At 59.6% G+C, this 15,606-nt stretch carries 17 protein-coding genes; 14 read left to right on the top strand and 3 right to left on the bottom strand.

From position 1 onward, the window contains the following. Position 1 precedes the first annotated feature (1 nt). From M1D44_RS25040 to M1D44_RS25005, 8 genes are all read left to right on the top strand, one after another. The gene (locus M1D44_RS25040) at positions 2-784 is read left to right on the top strand and encodes an SDR family NAD(P)-dependent oxidoreductase (RefSeq protein ID WP_037032100.1); all 783 of its coding nucleotides are present in this window, start codon (positions 2-4) and stop codon (positions 782-784) included. Continuing rightward, complete coding sequence (locus M1D44_RS25035) at positions 781-1,389, top strand: MarR family winged helix-turn-helix transcriptional regulator (protein ID WP_024978110.1); 609 nt, start codon at positions 781-783, stop codon at positions 1,387-1,389. Before M1D44_RS25040 ends, M1D44_RS25035 begins: the two co-directional genes overlap by 4 nt. Further along, complete coding sequence (locus M1D44_RS25030; protein ID WP_024978111.1) at positions 1,386-2,237, top strand: enoyl-CoA hydratase family protein; 852 nt, start codon at positions 1,386-1,388, stop codon at positions 2,235-2,237. The genes M1D44_RS25035 and M1D44_RS25030 overlap by 4 nt, the downstream gene beginning before the upstream one ends. A 1-nt stretch (position 2,238) precedes the next feature. After that, entirely contained in the window at positions 2,239-3,414 is a 1,176-nt protein-coding gene (locus M1D44_RS25025) for an acyl-CoA dehydrogenase family protein (protein ID WP_316854088.1), read from the top strand. 37 nt (positions 3,415-3,451) lie between these two features. Next, the gene (locus tag M1D44_RS25020) at positions 3,452-5,068 is read left to right on the top strand and encodes an AMP-binding protein (RefSeq protein ID WP_316854087.1); all 1,617 of its coding nucleotides are present in this window, start codon (positions 3,452-3,454) and stop codon (positions 5,066-5,068) included. Further along, positions 5,065-5,496: an acyl-CoA thioesterase gene (locus M1D44_RS25015; RefSeq protein ID WP_316683477.1), complete on the top strand. Its 432-nt coding sequence runs from the start codon at positions 5,065-5,067 to the stop codon at positions 5,494-5,496. Before M1D44_RS25020 ends, M1D44_RS25015 begins: the two co-directional genes overlap by 4 nt. Before the next feature lie 13 nt (positions 5,497-5,509). Then, positions 5,510-5,902, top strand: a complete 393-nt coding sequence (locus tag M1D44_RS25010; RefSeq protein ID WP_024978115.1) for a RidA family protein — start codon at positions 5,510-5,512, stop codon at positions 5,900-5,902. Positions 5,903-6,389: 487 nt separating this feature from the next. Beyond that, positions 6,390-7,160, top strand: coding sequence for a hypothetical protein (locus tag M1D44_RS25005; protein ID WP_439004773.1), 771 nt, complete (start codon positions 6,390-6,392; stop codon positions 7,158-7,160). 391 nt (positions 7,161-7,551) lie between these two features. Here M1D44_RS25005 and M1D44_RS25000 read toward each other — a convergent pair whose 3' ends face one another. Next, positions 7,552-7,725, bottom strand: a complete 174-nt coding sequence (locus tag M1D44_RS25000) for a hypothetical protein (protein WP_439004772.1) — start codon at positions 7,723-7,725, stop codon at positions 7,552-7,554. 638 nt (positions 7,726-8,363) lie between these two features. Beyond that, positions 8,364-8,867 carry a hypothetical protein gene (locus tag M1D44_RS24995; RefSeq protein WP_439004771.1) on the bottom strand — a complete coding sequence of 168 codons (504 nt, stop codon included), beginning with the start codon at positions 8,865-8,867 and terminating at the stop codon, positions 8,364-8,366. Between the two features lie 37 nt (positions 8,868-8,904). On the opposite strand from M1D44_RS24995, the gene M1D44_RS24990 reads away from it, so the two are divergent. From M1D44_RS24990 to M1D44_RS24980, 3 genes are all read left to right on the top strand, one after another. Then, positions 8,905-9,837: a DUF4344 domain-containing metallopeptidase gene (locus M1D44_RS24990; RefSeq protein ID WP_439004770.1), complete on the top strand. Its 933-nt coding sequence runs from the start codon at positions 8,905-8,907 to the stop codon at positions 9,835-9,837. Between the two features lie 125 nt (positions 9,838-9,962). Next, positions 9,963-10,775: a hypothetical protein gene (locus tag M1D44_RS24985; protein WP_439004769.1), complete on the top strand. Its 813-nt coding sequence runs from the start codon at positions 9,963-9,965 to the stop codon at positions 10,773-10,775. 525 nt (positions 10,776-11,300) lie between these two features. Next, entirely contained in the window at positions 11,301-12,296 is a 996-nt protein-coding gene (locus M1D44_RS24980; protein WP_439004768.1) for a hypothetical protein, read from the top strand. 206 nt (positions 12,297-12,502) lie between these two features. On the opposite strand, the gene M1D44_RS24975 is transcribed toward M1D44_RS24980, so the two are convergent. Then, complete coding sequence (locus M1D44_RS24975) at positions 12,503-12,976, bottom strand: helix-turn-helix domain-containing protein (protein ID WP_439004767.1); 474 nt, start codon at positions 12,974-12,976, stop codon at positions 12,503-12,505. 318 nt (positions 12,977-13,294) lie between these two features. Between M1D44_RS24975 and M1D44_RS24970 the strand changes: the two genes are divergently transcribed. The 3 genes from M1D44_RS24970 to M1D44_RS24960 all read left to right on the top strand — a co-directional run bounded on the left by M1D44_RS24970 (position 13,295) and on the right by M1D44_RS24960 (position 15,449). Beyond that, on the top strand, positions 13,295-13,681 hold the full coding sequence (locus tag M1D44_RS24970) for an HAD domain-containing protein (RefSeq protein ID WP_439004766.1): 387 nt from the start codon (positions 13,295-13,297) through the stop codon (positions 13,679-13,681). Between the two features lie 972 nt (positions 13,682-14,653). Further along, positions 14,654-15,223 (top strand): HAD domain-containing protein, encoded by a 570-nt coding sequence (locus M1D44_RS24965; RefSeq protein WP_439004765.1) that lies wholly within the window; start codon positions 14,654-14,656, stop codon positions 15,221-15,223. 19 nt (positions 15,224-15,242) lie between these two features. Beyond that, positions 15,243-15,449 (top strand): hypothetical protein, encoded by a 207-nt coding sequence (locus M1D44_RS24960; RefSeq protein ID WP_439004764.1) that lies wholly within the window; start codon positions 15,243-15,245, stop codon positions 15,447-15,449. Positions 15,450-15,606 lie beyond the last annotated feature (157 nt).

The following is a 15,606-nucleotide window of genomic DNA, read 5'->3' as shown; positions in this document are numbered from 1 at the left end:
GATGACGATGCCTGCGATGCTCGCTGGACACCACGCCGTCGTTACCGGCGCAGGGCGCGGGATTGGCGCTGCGATTGCCAAGCAACTCGCAGCGCACGGCGCCACGCTCACGCTGATGGGCCGTAACCCCGACGTGCTGGAAGCCACCGCCAGGACGTTGCCTGACAGCGCCCGCGCACAGGTGGTGACGTGCGACGTGAGCGATGAAGCGAGTGTGTCAGCGGCATTCGAATCCGCGCGCGCAGGGCTTGGTGCCATTTCCATCCTCGTCAACAACGCGGGGCAGGCGGAGAGCGCACCGTTTGCGAAGACCACGCTTGCTCAATGGCAACGCATGCTGGCCGTCAACCTGACGGGCACGTTCCTGTGCACGCAGGCGGCGCTGGCAGATGTGCAGGCGTCGGGCCGTGGTCGCATCGTCAACATTGCCAGCACGGCGGGGCAACGCGGTTATGCGTATGTCTCGGCGTATGTGGCTGCCAAGCATGGCGTGATCGGGCTCACGCGCTCGCTCGCGCTGGAGCTGGCGGCGCGCGGTGTCACCGTCAACGCAGTGTGCCCCGGCTATACCGAAACCGACATCGTGCGCGAGAGCATCGACCGCATCGTCGCCCGCACCGGACGCAGCGCAGACCAAGCGCTGGCCGAGCTGGTGAAGGGCAACCCGCAAGGCCGGCTGATCACGCCCGACGAAGTGGCGAACGCCGTGGCGTGGCTGTGCTCCGATGGCGCGTCTTCCATCACGGGGCAGGCGATCTCGGTGTCTGGCGGGGAGGTGATGTGAGCAAGCCGCGCAAGACCGCTTTGGCCGCAGTACGTCCATCCAGTACCTCCGGCTACCACGCCGTGGCGCAAGCGCTGGGCGATGAACGCATCGGCCTGGAGGCCCGCGCGCATGTCGACGACCACATGGACGTCAAGATCTGGCTGCGCCTGCTGGCCTGCAGCACGCAGATCGAGCAGCAGATCCGCCAGCGTCTGCGCACGCGCTTCAACACCACGCTGCCGCGCTTCGACTATCTGGCCCAGCTTGACCGGCATCCGGACGGCCTGCGCATGAACGTGCTGTCGCGCTACCTGATGGTGACGGGCGGCAACGTCACCGGCCTGACCGACCAGTTGGAGAAGGAAGGGCTTGTCAAACGCGAGGCGGATCCGGATGATCGCCGGTCCTTTCGCGTGCTGCTGACCGACGCCGGCCGCCGCCACTTTGCCGAAATGGCTGCCGAGCATGAACGCTGGCTGATCGAGATGTTCGATGGCCTTGGCGTTGCCAACAAAGACGCGCTGTATGCGCAGCTCGGCCACCTGCGCGTGCACCTTGCACAGCGCGAGGCCGAGCTGGACGCCCGCGACGATCAACCCCAAACGAACCCGACCAAACCATGACCGACCGCATTGACCCGGCCCTGCTGGCCGGCAACCGCCGCCCGCTGGCGGGTTATCAAGCCAAGCATTTCTTGTGGAGCGTGGAAGGCGGCGTTGCCACCATCACGCTCAACCGGCCCGAACGCAAGAACCCGCTCACGTTCGATTCGTATGCCGAGCTGCGCGACCTGTTCCATCAGCTCAAGTGGGCGGATGACGTCAAGGCCATCGTGCTGGCAGGCGCGGGCGACAACTTCTGCTCCGGCGGCGACGTGCACGAGATCATCGGCCCGCTGGTGCAACTGAAGGCGCCCGAGCTGCTGATGTTCACGCGCATGACGGGCGAGCTGGTGAAGGCGATGCGTGCGTGCCCGCAGCCCATCGTCGCCGCTGTGGACGGCGTATGCGCCGGCGCAGGCGCCATCCTGGCGATGTCTTCCGACCTGCGCCTGGGCACCGCGCGCAGCAAGACGGCGTTCCTCTTCAACCGCGTCGGCCTGGCCGGCTGCGACATGGGCGCCTGCGCGATCCTGCCGCGCATCATCGGCCAGGGCCGCGCGAGCGAGTTGCTCTATACCGGCCGCTCGATGAGCGGCGAAGAGGGCGAGCGCTGGGGCTTCTTCAACCGTCTGTGCGAACCGGCCGAGGTGCGGAGCCAAGCGCAAGCCTTGGCCGCCGACCTGGCCGCCGGCCCGACCTTTGCCAACGGCATCACCAAGACGATGCTGCATCAGGAATGGACGATGACGATCGAGCAGGCGATCGAGGCCGAAGCTCAGGCGCAGGCCATCTGCATGCTGACCGAAGACTTCTCGCGCGCCTACCACGCGTTCGTCGCCAAGCAGAAACCGGTATTCGAGGGCAACTGAGATGAGCGACAAGGACTATTTGCTATGGCCCTTCTTTGACGACAAGCACCGCCAGCTCGAAGCCGAGCTGGACGCCTGGGCCACGAAGCACATCCCGCATGACCACGGCTCCGATGTGGATGCCGAATGCCGCGCGCTGGTCAAATCGCTCGGGCAAGCCGGCTGGCTGCGCCACGCTGTGGGCGGCACGGCGCACGGCGGCACGGGCGAGACCATCGACACGCGCGCCATTTGCCTGATCCGCGAGACGCTGGCGCGCCATTCCGGCCTGGCCGACTTTGCTTTTGCGATGCAGGGGCTGGGCTCGGGCGCCATCTCGTTGCACGGCTCGCCCGAGCAGCGCGAGCGCTATCTGACGAAGGTGGCGAGTGGTGAGGCCATCTCCGCGTTTGCGCTGTCCGAACCTGATGCCGGCTCCGATGTTGCGGCCATGGCTTGCGCCGCGCGTGAAGACGGCACGGATTACGTGCTCGACGGCGAGAAGACGTGGATATCAAACGGCGGCATCGCCGACTTCTACGTCGTGTTTGCCCGCACCGGCGAGGCGCCGGGCTCGCGCGGCATCAGCGCGTTCATCGTCGAGGCTGGTACGCCAGGCTTTGAGATTGCAGAGCGCATCAACGTGATTGCACCGCACCCGCTCGCGCGCCTGCGCTTTACCAATTGCCGCATTCCGGCCAGCCAGCGCGTGGGCGCGGCAGGCGAGGGCTTCAAGGTGGCGATGCGCACGCTGGATGTGTTCCGCACGTCGGTGGCAGCGGCGGCGCTGGGCTTTGCGCGCCGTGCGCTGGACGAAGCGCTTGCGCGCGCTACCACCCGCAAGATGTTCAGCGGCGTGCTGGCCGATTTCCAACTGACGCAGGCCAAGCTCGCGCAGATGGCGACCGCCATCGACAGCGCTGCGCTGCTGACGTACCGCGCCGCATGGCAGCGTGACCAGGGCCGCAACGTGACGCGCGAGGCCGCCATGGCCAAGTTGACCGCCACCGAGAACGCGCAGCAGGTGATCGACGCCGCCGTGCAGATGTGGGGTGGCCTGGGTGTGGTGAGCGAGCAGCCGGTGGAGCGCCTGTATCGCGAGATCCGCTCGCTGCGCATCTATGAAGGGGCGACCGAGGTGCAGCAACTCATCATCGCGCGCGAATTGCTGCGCGCGGCGGCGCCCCCCAAGCCCTGAACACGCCCACGTCCACGACAGAGACGGAGAGTTCTCCATGCCCAGCGCCCATATCGACACCTTCGCCCGCGACCGGCTGCCGCCGGCGGAGCTGCAACCGGTGTACCGCTTCGACCTGCCGGCGCTGCAGTTTCCGCCGCAGCTTAACTGTGCAACCGAACTGCTCGACCGCCGTGTTGCTGCAGGCGAGGGCGGCCGCCTCTGCATCCAGGCGCCCGGCATCCGCTGGACGTATGCCGACCTGCAGGCGCACGCCAACCGCATCGCCAACGTGCTGGTCAACGAGATGGGCGTGGTGCCGGGCAACCGCGTGCTGCTGCGCTCGCCCAATAGCCCGATGCTGGCCGCCTGCTGGTTTGCGGTGATGAAGGTGGGCGCGATTGCCGTGACGACCATGCCGCTGCTGCGCGCCAAAGAGCTGGGGCAGATTCTGGGCAAGGCTGAGATCGGCTTCGCACTGTGCGATGCGCGGCTCGTCGACGAGCTACGCGATGCCGTAGCGCAAGCCGCCAAGCCCGTGCAGACGCTGTGTTTTCACGATGACACTCCGGAAGGGCTGGAGGCCGCCATGGCGCGCCAGCCAGCCACCTTCACCAACGTCGACACGGCTGCAGATGACACATGCCTGCTCGCCTTCACGTCGGGCACGACGGGCGTGCCGAAAGCGACGATGCATTTTCATCGCGACATCCTCGCCATTTGCGCGTGCTGGCCGCCGCATGTGCTGCAGCCGCGCGCGGACGACATCTTCATCGGCAGCCCGCCGATGGCGTTTACGTTCGGGCTCGGCGGCCTGCTGCTGTTTCCGATGAGCGTGGGTGCATCGACGGTGCTGCTGGAGAAGGCATCGCCGAACGATCTGGTCGATGGCATCCGCACGTTTGGCGCGACGGTGCTGTTCACGGCCCCGACCACGTACCGCAACATCGCGGCGCGCGGAGACGAGCTGCGTGCCACGCCGCTGCGCCGCTGTGTATCAGCGGGCGAGGCGCTGCCGGTTGCCACACGCACGCTGTGGAAGAACGCCACCGGCATCGAGCTGATCGACGGCATTGGCGCGACCGAGATGCTGCATATCTTCATCTCCGCCGCTGACGCCGACGTGCGCCCCGGCGCTACCGGCAAGGCGGTCCCCGGCTATGTCGCGCAGGTTGTGGACGACGCCGGCAACCCTGTGCCGCCGGGCACGGTGGGCCGCCTGGCAGTCCAGGGCCCGACCGGTTGCCGCTACCTGGCCGATGACCGCCAGCGCGCCTACGTGCGCAACGGCTGGAACCTCACGGGGGATGCCTACGTGATGGACGAGGAAGGCTACTTCCACTACCACTCGCGCACCGACGACATGATCATCTCGTCGGGCTACAACATTGCCGCGCCCGAGGTGGAAGACGCGCTGATGCAGCACCCCGCGGTGGCCGAGTGCGGCGTGATCGGCGAGCCCGATGACGAGCGCGGGCAGATCGTCAAGGCCTTCGTTGTATTGCACCCAGGCCACACGGCGGGGCCGGAGATGGTCAAGACGCTGCAGGATTTCGTGAAGCAGACCGTGGCGCCGTACAAGTACCCGCGCGCCATCGAGTTTCGTACGAGCCTGCCGCGCAGTGAAGTCGGCAAGCTGCTGCGCTACCGCCTGCGCGAGCACGACAAATCATGAGCGACTACCACTTCGAACGTGCCGCGCGTATCCGCTTTGCGCATTGCGACCCAGCCGGCATCGTCTATTTTCCGCAGTACCTCGTGCTGTTCAACGGGCTGGTCGAAGACTGGTTTACCGACGGACTGGGCATCTCGTATGCGCAGATGCTGGGGCCGCGCCGCATCGGCCTGCCCATCGTCAAGCTGCATTGCGAGTTCAGCGCCATCAGCCGCATGGGCGACGACGTGCAGTTCAAGTTGAAGCTGGAGCGGCTGGGCAATGCGTCGCTCACGTTAGGCCTGGATTGCTGGGCGGGTGACGAACAGCGGGTGCGCTCGCAGCAGGTGCTGGTGTTTACCGATCTCAATACGCATCGCGCGATGCCGATGCCGCCCGATGTGCGGCAGGCGATCGAGGCGAGCGTTCAACAGTCGCAATCGAACTAGAAGGAATCGCATCATGGAAGTACTCCTCCCCCCTAACTGGCCGCGCCCCAAGGGCTATGCCAATGGTGTGTCCGCGCGCGGGCGCATGGTGTTCGTGGCCGGCATGATCGGCTGGGACGCGCAGGGCGTATTCCATACGGACGACCTGGCCGGGCAGGTCCGCCAGGCATTGCAGAACATCGTCGAGGTACTTGCCGCCGGTGATGCCAAGCCCGAACACATCGTGCGCATGACGTGGTACGTGACCGACAAGAAGGCTTACGTGGCGGCCTACCCCGAGATCGGCAAGGCGTTCCGAGAACTGATCGGCAGCTTCAGCATTGCGATGACGGCGGTGGAGGTGGTGGCGCTGGTGGAGGATCGGGCCAAGGTAGAGATTGAGGTGACGGCGGTGGTGCCGGATTAGTCGTTTTTGGCACCTAACGAGAGACAAAAAAGTCTGTACCTGGACAAAAAAGTCCGTACTTGGACAAAAAAGTTCGTACCTGGACAAAAAAGTCTGTACCAAGTGCGCCGTTGAAGGGTGTGTGACCCCATCTGCGCTGGATTAACTTTGGGGGCGCAGTGTCTGCAAATGGAACCTGAGCAGAACCGACGGTTCCTGCTTCAACAGTTGCGACGGATGGCCGGTCCTTGTCGACTGGCCATTTTTGTAGCCAGGCGGGCAAAATCGTGCGGCGGACGGCGTAGGTGCCCTGGAGGTATGCCCAAGCGATATAGTGAGGAACCTACGTACTGCACCGAACGCCATGTCTCGCTTGGGAATCGAACACCAGAACGGTCTAATCTACGAGGGGCGTGACCATCCCGGCTACCTCACGGTGCCCACGCCTATCGTCTCGCAATGTGCACTTATCGAATCTCCCGCAGACCTTGAGAAGTTGCCCCGTGGGATGACGGGTATCGACTCCTTTCGCTGGGTTTTCAGGGAAGACTCGTTCGACCCGGTGTCCCGAGTTCGTCGGGGTCGCGTGTTCCAGCACTTCAGCGGTGGCAATCGGGAGTCGGTCTACGTCGACGCGCATCCCTTTTTGCCGTCGGACTTGGCTCGAAGCAGTGTTGACGGTCGATTGCGTAAGGAGATGACCGTGTTCATTCACTGCACTCAACTCGTGTCACGACCGGGCCAAGGAGAAGGCCTTCAGCTTGCAATCGGTCAAGCAGGGGCGTATTCGCTCTGGCGAATTCTGCAAACCGAGCTAACAGTCAACGAAGACGTGCTGGTAACGCTTCGGGCGGAGTCGGCGTACGGCGTTTTACCCGCTCTCGACGTGACCAAAATCCCTGAGGACGGACGGCAAGCCGTCACTGAGGCCTACGAGCGGGTTATGAACGTGGCATATCGGGACTCGCCGACGGCGATTGTCGACCAGTGCCGCAACCTCTGCGCGGTTCTCATTGCTCGCTGGCTGCGTCAGCTGACGGGAGAAGATAGGGCGCGTCACGATGACCTTGGAGCCTGCATATCTGCTGTCAGAAACTACTTTGGAGACAAAGAGCAGAGGCTTATTCGCGCGTCGCTTGAGACGGTGAACGTTCTTCATCCGCGAGGGAAGGACAACGAGCGTGAGCGATATAGCTTACGTGCGGTATCAAATGCGGACGCTGAGCTTGCTTTGCACGCAACGGGATTCGTGATTCGAGAGATTGGCTGGGGGAAGTAGTCCCGCTGCGGGGAGCATGGAGAATTTGCGGATTGGCGAAGCTGCCTGGCGATTAGCTATCTGAACTGGGCTGTGAAGGGGCGACGAGCTAAAACTTGTAGCTATACCTTTTATGCGTCCTGGAATCAAATGCTGGGGTGCGACCAACCCAAGTTAGGAGAATTTTTCCATGAAAAAAATATCGCCATTCTATCTAAGCACGCTACTGCATCAGGTCTTTCAGAAATAAAACGTGATGTTGTTGGTTTCTCAAAAACTATGGCCTTGCTGACCATAGTTTGCGCTTTTCTCATCTACGTGGTTTCTAACTACTACCCTCAGTTTGGGTTGCTGAAGGGTAGCGTTTGGAGTCTTGTGCGGTCTTCGCTAGAGACATTATTGATGGCTATCGTTATTTTTTTGGTCCTTCGATGTACAGCCAGGCACCGTTAAGAAGGGCGAGTACTGAAAATGGCAGCGCGATATTTCCTGCTGAGCCAAAGCCGCCGAATAGAGAAGCCAGACATCCGAGTGTCCCGCCGATGAGGGAGGCCCACTTCATGATGTTATTTATCAGTTTGTACATTTATTTCCTTGCTTGGTCTCAGTCACGCCGAACCCGAAGATATGTTGCTTCAACCGATGGAGTGGATGTGTGTTCCATTATCGACGCGTAGATGTATATCTTTAGTACGGACGGCATCTTCTGTGCGGACGACTTCGACCAGGCCGCTTCGACCTCTCGCAACGAGTGGCGTCAGGCGGCTCTGATATTCCTCGAGCGTATGTGTCTGGCTTTCGCAAACGGTCAAGGGTGCCGCCATCGACGGCAAATCTTCCCAGTAGCGAAAATGCGATGTCGACGAGCCCGCTAGACTCTGTTTGCGCTGAACAGCTTAGAAAATGTCACCCCGGGCAGAAGCAAGGGACGGCGACCCGACGAGGTAGCGATTCTTTGCTGTCGCATCCCCGTGCAGGGTCGTGTGTCGTGTCCTGCAAATAATCTGAGTCCAAGTTAAATGGCAACCCCCATTAAGTAGGGTGATAGGGGTTTTGTTTTTTGGAAACAAGACAGATTCGGCCAGCGTTGCTTCATTCTCGGCCAAACCCCATATTTTGTTGACAATTGGCTTAAGAATATTGCCGTGGCAGCCGATAGAAATCGAGCCGGGTTGGTGGGATTTTCTCGCCGTTGAGTGCGATGGGCTGTAACTGGCGCGTCGATTATCGACGGATGCTGAGGATGTTCCAGGGGGAGACGCAGAGCTTGCCGCTACTAGTGGGGCGGAGTCGGTGACCATTCAGGTAGAGCTGTTGGGTACTGTCACCGCGCAAGGCCAAGACTGAATTTTTGCAGTCTTCTTTCCTCATGAACCAGTTGACGAATCTTTCGTCGACCCATGCCGGAGGCCCTCCAGCGGAGTCAAGTTTTGACAAAAGGAGGGCTGGATGGTCAATGGCTGCATCTTCCTGTCCGGCGTTCGATATTAACGGGATGCCGCAGGATAGGGTGGCCAGCAGCAAGGCAGTGGTAGCGTTTTTCATGCGTACATCGAAATAGATAGTAGGAAACAGTAAAGCGATGAAATTTATCCGTGCTGGGAAATCGAAAGCCTTCTTTGTGAGGTCCTTCCTTTTTGTCGCGTGTGCGATGGTGCTTCTTGCAGGTCGAGCCTCTGCTGCTTCGTTTGACTGCCAGAGGGCTAGGGTGGGAGTGGAGCAGGCCATCTGCTTCTCTCCGCAGCTGTCACAGCTGGACGAGTTGATGGCCTCGCTGTACCAGGCGGCGTGGGCTGGCACGGTTGACAAGCAGTCGTTGCGGCAGACCCAACGCGATTGGCTGCGTCTTGTGCGAAATCAGTGCACAACCGAAGGGTGTCTGCTGACTGCGTACGGAAATCGTATCGGGCAGCTGCGTTCTGGGAGCTTCGAGGCATGGGCGCGGGACTCGGGGTTCGATAGCGCCCTTGCTGCCAGCGCTGGACAACCAGGCGGCGCCAACTATCTTCAGGCGAACCCTGCCGATGCGTTCACTCGTGATTGGATGGCCAAGGCGCAGATTCTTGAGTATTCGCTCAAGCGTGCATCACAGTGGGTCGCATTCAACGGACGGCTTAGGGTGATAGCGGCAACTTGTGGTCAACAGAATGCTTTCTACTCTGCTGCGCGAGGAACCGTAGTTATCTGCTATGAGCTTGTGACGCGACTGTTGGCGGAGGCGCAACAGAGAGTGTCCGAAGGTGGCGATGGTAGGCGCGAAGCAAATCGCTTGTTCATGGCGGTGCAGTTTGCGGTCGTCCACGAGCTCGGGCACGCAGCGATTGCACAGGTTGCAAACTACGCTTCAATGGGGAGAGAGGAGACGGAAGCGGATACCTTCTCGTCAGTGGTACTGCTGAATGGACTCTCCACAGAAGGAGTTGTAGACGCGATTTGGGCGGTGCGCACGCTTACTTCCACCTTTACGCCGGCATCCTTCCAGTATGAGAACTACGCCGACGCACATGAGCTCGGTCCTCAACGTATGGCGAATTTCGCGTGCCTTGCAGGTGGCTCGTCCAAGGAGATTCTGCCGAACCTTATTGGCTCCAATCTGGTCACGAAGCAGCGTGGACCTGCTTGCGCAACTGAGTGGTCGCGGGCCTACCGAGGAGTTCTCGCTCTGTCGAAGCAGGCAAGCGTCACAGCTAGCCGCTAAGCATCGCAGTTGAATATCTCAAGCGTTTGTTTGCGTGTTGGTCACGCGTAGCGTCACAACTGGCCGCTGAGTCAGCGGCATTTTTGAAAAACAAGTTCGTACGACGGGATTGCAGGCACATCCACATGGAAACAGACATCAAAGTTGCAGAACACGATTGGGTGCAGGAAGTCGACGACCGTCTGCGCAACTACTTTGACAATCAGGGGATGTTCTATAGGTCGTACGTGTCACGGGAGACGCGGCAGAACTTCTTTGACCTTGACCAGCATTGTGCGGATTTGGTTGGTTGCGTGGGCGGTTGGCAACCCCTGCTGCTCGAGTTCAAGGTGCATCATGAGCGCGTCTTGCCGTCGTTTGAGAAGACGCAGCATGAAGGACTCGAGGTGTTGAACTCCTTTGGAATCCCCGTCCAGTATTGCTTTAACAAGCTTCCGGCGCCATCCGAAGCAAGCGACGAAGAGTTTCTAGACAACCTTCTGGTTTGCAAGGCCACGCCACTTCCTGGTAGGAGGCCGGCATTGACTCATGCGTCGCTGCTGCACCAGCTCAAAAGCGTCGGCACCGGTGTGCCACAGTCGCTCACACCGCTTGCCATATGTGACGCCAGATTGTTCCCGAAGGCTCGATTGGGACAACTAAACACAGCACGTCTTCTCATTCTTGCTGACGGTCTTGTCTCAAATCTCTCAGTTGAGGACGGGGTTGCGCTAGTTGGAGCTCTGCTGGGCAACAAGACTTGGGCGCGAGACAAGAACGTCTCGAGGCTGCGGCAAGACCTCGATGCACTGCTCTCAGAAAGGGACGAGCTGCTGAGTCGGCTCTCTGCGGCCGGATGGGGGACGGGGTTGGACGTTCAAAGCGACGTCTCTGCAAATGCTGGGCTATCGGACGACGAAGAAAAGATAGCCAAAGACAGAAGCGGTCCATCAATTTGATTGGAGCAGAGGGCTATCGCTGGCGTAACAGCTCCTACGGGAGGCCCGCCGGGCGATATAGCGCGAGCGTCGACCTCAACTGGCCGAGTAATCCGCGCAACCAAATGAAGAGAAGAACGGACAGCAGGGCGGTGCTTGCCAGGCCGCAAACAATCCAAGCCCACTGATAGGGTAAGAAGACACCATAGAGAATGCTGTCTTTGATAAGGGCGTACGTCACTACGGCCTCAGTACGGTGGCCAAGTCCCAGTATGCCGGTGACTATCTGCGGGCCTTCTACTATGGGCTGTCTAAGCTAGTAGGACTGGTTCTCCTATTCCTGTCGTTTGGATATCTCCTGTTCAGCTTCCTGAAGGAACGTTCCTTTGACGGTGCGTTGCGTCGAGTCGCGCTCTATTCCGTAGTTTGTGGCTTCGGCTACCTTCTCGTTGGAGGGTTCTTGGCCAATCAAGATATTTCGCATCTTGAGGCGTTGTTTAGCGCAGCCATCCCTTTTTTTTATAACTAAGGAAGTGGGAGCGCCGATTGTCCTGCATCATCAGACCGATTCCGACGCCGGATATTCGTCCCAGTCAAAGTGCGTTGGAATCCTTTCGACAAAACTTGGGGGCTTACAAACCAGAGTTCTGGGAACTGGAGTACCGAGTAACGCCATATCTAAAAAATCTGCCGTTGGACATGCTGATGCGGCGCTATATGGACTTGGTTCGCAACTTCACCTATTTGGTTTCGGTTGATAGATATGTCATACCAAGTCTGTCTTTCCTCAGCTCCTGGTATTGGCACCGCAAGGAGCATCAGACGCGCCTTGAGCTACACAGCCGACGGATTCAGCCCCCGGTTGCGCCTCCGCAGGCTGTTTTTCGTGAGCCTGTCTCCGGTGAGCCGCGTCGACCCAAATATCCAAATGCAGGGGATGTCCTCTATAAATATGTGAGCGATAGATGGGCGAGCGACCTGTTCTTGAGGGGAGAAACGAGGCTGTCAAGCGCCGGCTACTATGGTCGCTTGGATGGTGACGAGGCACGTCAGGATGACGAGATGCAGAAGCGCAACTCTCTTTTTGGCCAGAATGTCACTGTGACTTCAGCTGATGGCCGGAACATTCCCGTCATTGGCGACGTGTCTGTTGCTCATCAAGGCCCCGACTACTACATGTTCTGCGTTGCTTGCGACTGGGACAGCCGGTTGTTTGACGAGTTTGATGTGGACCGCTGCGTGGTGATAACCAACACTGATGCGTTTGCAGACCGCATACGCGGTGTGGCAGCTGAGAAGTTGGATGGATGGCATTTCCATCACAGCCCTGTTGAGTACTTTGACCCGCATGAGCAGCACCTGGGCGCATACATCAATCACGCGATGGCAAAAGATTTTCGCTTTGCCTACCAGCGCGAGTACAGGTTCGTCTGGATGCATCCCCAGGCGACTCAGTCCCGAGAGGAGCATCTCGGCATTTCAATTGGTGCCTTGGGTAACTGTGCGGAGTTGTGGAGCGCGAGCGGTCGAATCGCAGATTGATGCGCCCGCTGCGTCGATGGTTCTCGCAGTGCCGGCGGACGCGTTGTAGCGAACTGGCCGCCTCCATCAGACACGCTGGAATTTCGGCAAGCGGGACGGTGTTCAGTCATTCCGCCGGCCCAGCGTCTTAGCAACGGCTTTGGCGAGGTCAGGTGTGCAGTCCAGCAATAAGCCGAAATAAAGTCTGGGCCGCGCCAGATGCGGTCTTAGTGGATGCTCAATTCCGGGTCAAACACGTCCTGTAGCGGAACACCTAGGACCGCCACCAGCGCTTCCAGGTGGGCCAGGGAGACATTCTTCTTCCGGACCTCAAGCGTTGACACGTAGTTCCGCGATAGGCCGGCACTCTCCGAAAGCGCATCCTGCGCTAACCCCCTAGTCGTTCTGAGCAGGTGCACGTTTCTTGCGACGCGTTCGCGCAGCTCAATTGCTCCCTGCGTTTTGCGAGCTATGGCTGGCCCATCTTGAAGTAGAGATACGGGGTCTACCCCTAACGCGGCGGAGAATCGCTCGATGGTATCTAGCGACAGATTATTGACGCCGCGCTCGACCTGGCTGACTTGGCTACGATGACACGGAACGAGTCGTGCAAAGGCGTCCTGCGATAGACCGCTGTCCTCACGAAGCTGGCGGACGCGGTTGGCGATTCGAATCAGGACGCTTTCATTTTCGGTGACCATGGCGACCGGAAGCTTGCGGGAAGGCAATCTGGCCCAACAACTCGCTTTGCGTCTCCGTGCTTTACATCTCCACACTTTGGGTCTACACTGACCCAAGGGCGGCCGGTCTCGCTGCGCCTCCCAACGTCGCAGCACAGAAGCGGTTCCCGCTCCCACCGCGCTGTGTACGCCTCCTCAAAGACGTGACATGAACCCAGTTCTCTTCTTGGACTTTGACGGCTGCATGCATGCGGATAACGTGCGCAGCGTCGACGGTACTCCGGTACTCCGGTGCTTCTTGCGGAGGGCGGTCAACTATTCGAGCACGCGTCTGCTCTAGTGGAATTGCTCGCCCCCTATCCTGACTTGCGCATCGTTCTGTCCACCTCCTGGGTGAAGGTGTTCGGGTTCGAAGAGTCCGTGCGTCGTCTGCCGCCAGAGTTACAGCAACGGGTCATCGGCTCGACCTACGAGTTTTGCGTGGACATTTATGAATGGATGGAGTTGACGCGCTTTGACCAAGTGATGAGATACGTCGCTGGCAGGGGCATCGAGTCGTGGCTCGCTCTTGATGACAACAATCACGCGTGGCCAGAGATATTCGAGAAATATCTGGTCTGCCCGAACCCTCGTCTTGGACTGGGAGAACCGGGTGTTCGCACGGAGATGGCAGACAAGCTGCAGCGCCTTCACAGCGAGCTTCCGCGCCAACGTGTGTGCGTTTGAAGGCTGGGCGGAGGAGGTCGAGTGGCCATATGGAAAGCGCGGTCCGTGGCGGACGTTCCGGAGATTCACATAGAAGCGTGGCGCATTCTGGAAACGGACGCCGGCGCTCGGCATCTCGTTGGCTTTCGTCCCGACCGAGGGACATCTCGAGTGAGTGCTGCAATCACCAGTATCGACATATCCGCACGTGTCGCAACTACTAAATCCGGCCGTATGTACACCCTCGAAGGGCCGCCTGGCGCCGATGTCTCCGACGGCGATTTCGTTTGGGTGGAGTGGTGCCGCGTGAACCATGTTGCGAGCTATCGAGACGTCACTGACGAACTGCTAACAAGCGCACGGTAATCGCATACGTCAGCGGACGGCGGTGAAGCGGACTCGTTGAGGTGAGCACGCCCCCCGCGTCTATTGCTGGTTCGGAATCGATTTCTCTAACACCAACAATTATCAGTAGGGCGAGGGAGTGAATGAAACAGTCGATGCTGCTTGCAGTTATAGTTGTCGCCGTGCTTCCGGGCTGCGTTACCCCGATTGGAGCCAACGGGCCCACCGCCTCGGGGGCTGCAAAGGCACCAACACCGGCGTACCTGCCAACCCCTAAGGGGTTCGGGGTGAACAAGAGCCAATGTTTCGCTCACACGAAGCCGGGTTATGAGGGTCTATTGATTTCCGGTGGTAGAAACGTGCAAGGGCAAGACTACTCGTGCGGCGCTGGCGCGACCCTGCAAATTCTCCCGCAAAGCCCTGATTTGGTCGCAGCATTGGTACCCTACATGTGTGATGCAACAAAGCCCGTCACACAGACAGCCGTGCTCGGCGGAGACGATATTCGAGCGACGTGTGTTTTCCATAACAACGCTATTCCGTCATACATCCGAGGTGTCCGCATTCAGGTTGTTCAATGACATAGCTGGCACTGAGACGCGGATGCCAAATCGTGCGGTCGTCGCGGGTTGCTGAAAACGGCGAGCCATGACTTTCGATGCATTTCTTGGCCCCCCGCCTTCGCGGATAGAGCGACCGTGGACATCAACACGCTGCGTCGTGTTTGTCGACTATGACGGGGTGTTGCATCGAGGCGATGCTTATCGAACTCGCGCCGGCATTGTGAGCAGCGCACCCGGGCAAATCGAACTGTTTGAGTTTGCCGGCTTGCTCAATCAGTTCCTGGCACCGTACCCCCACATCGAGCTTGTCCTGGCTACGTCTTGGGTAAAGGTCTTGGGCTACAACCGGGCGCGAGATGCCATATCGGTTGCGGAGCTGCGCGAGCGCGTAGTGGGGGCGACATACCACTCAAGATTCGACGATGCGTATCGTTGGAACGGCATCAAACGGGGTGAGCAAATACTCAGGTACGTGAGTCGCCACCGGCTCGTGCGATGGCTCGCGATAGACGACCGCAATGACGGATTCGGTGACTACAGTGGGCACCTCATTCATTGCGACCTCGACCGTGGACTTGGCGACTTTGTCGTCCAAGAACAATTGAAGGCAGCGTTGCACATGCAGTTTGGTATGGATGGAATGCCCACTGACTAGTTTGCATTGGAGGCAATGCATGAAATCAGAGCAAGTTCTCATCGATGCGATTGAACGAGCCTTGTTGAAGCGATTGGATGCGCTGAATCGACGTCAACTTGTCGCCGCACTATCGATTCCGGCGACAGCTCTTGGGCGAGAGTACAAGAAGGGGCTGCGAGCAGAACAGCGCAAACAACGTCGAGCAACAAGACGGCGGCTGCCTGGAGGCGACACGTGCATCTGACTGCAGAACAAATAGGTGAACGGGAAGATGAGTAAGTTCGGCGCAAGAAAGCGGAGCGGCTTGCATGGGACATGCTTGAATTCAGCTATCCATGTCGAACGTGTGGCGAAAGGTGTTGTCCGAACATTGCTAGCGTCAACCAAGCTGGTGACGCGCA

The organism is Ralstonia sp. SA306 (assembly GCF_054792405.1).
This window is presented reverse-complemented; position numbering and strand designations above follow the sequence as displayed.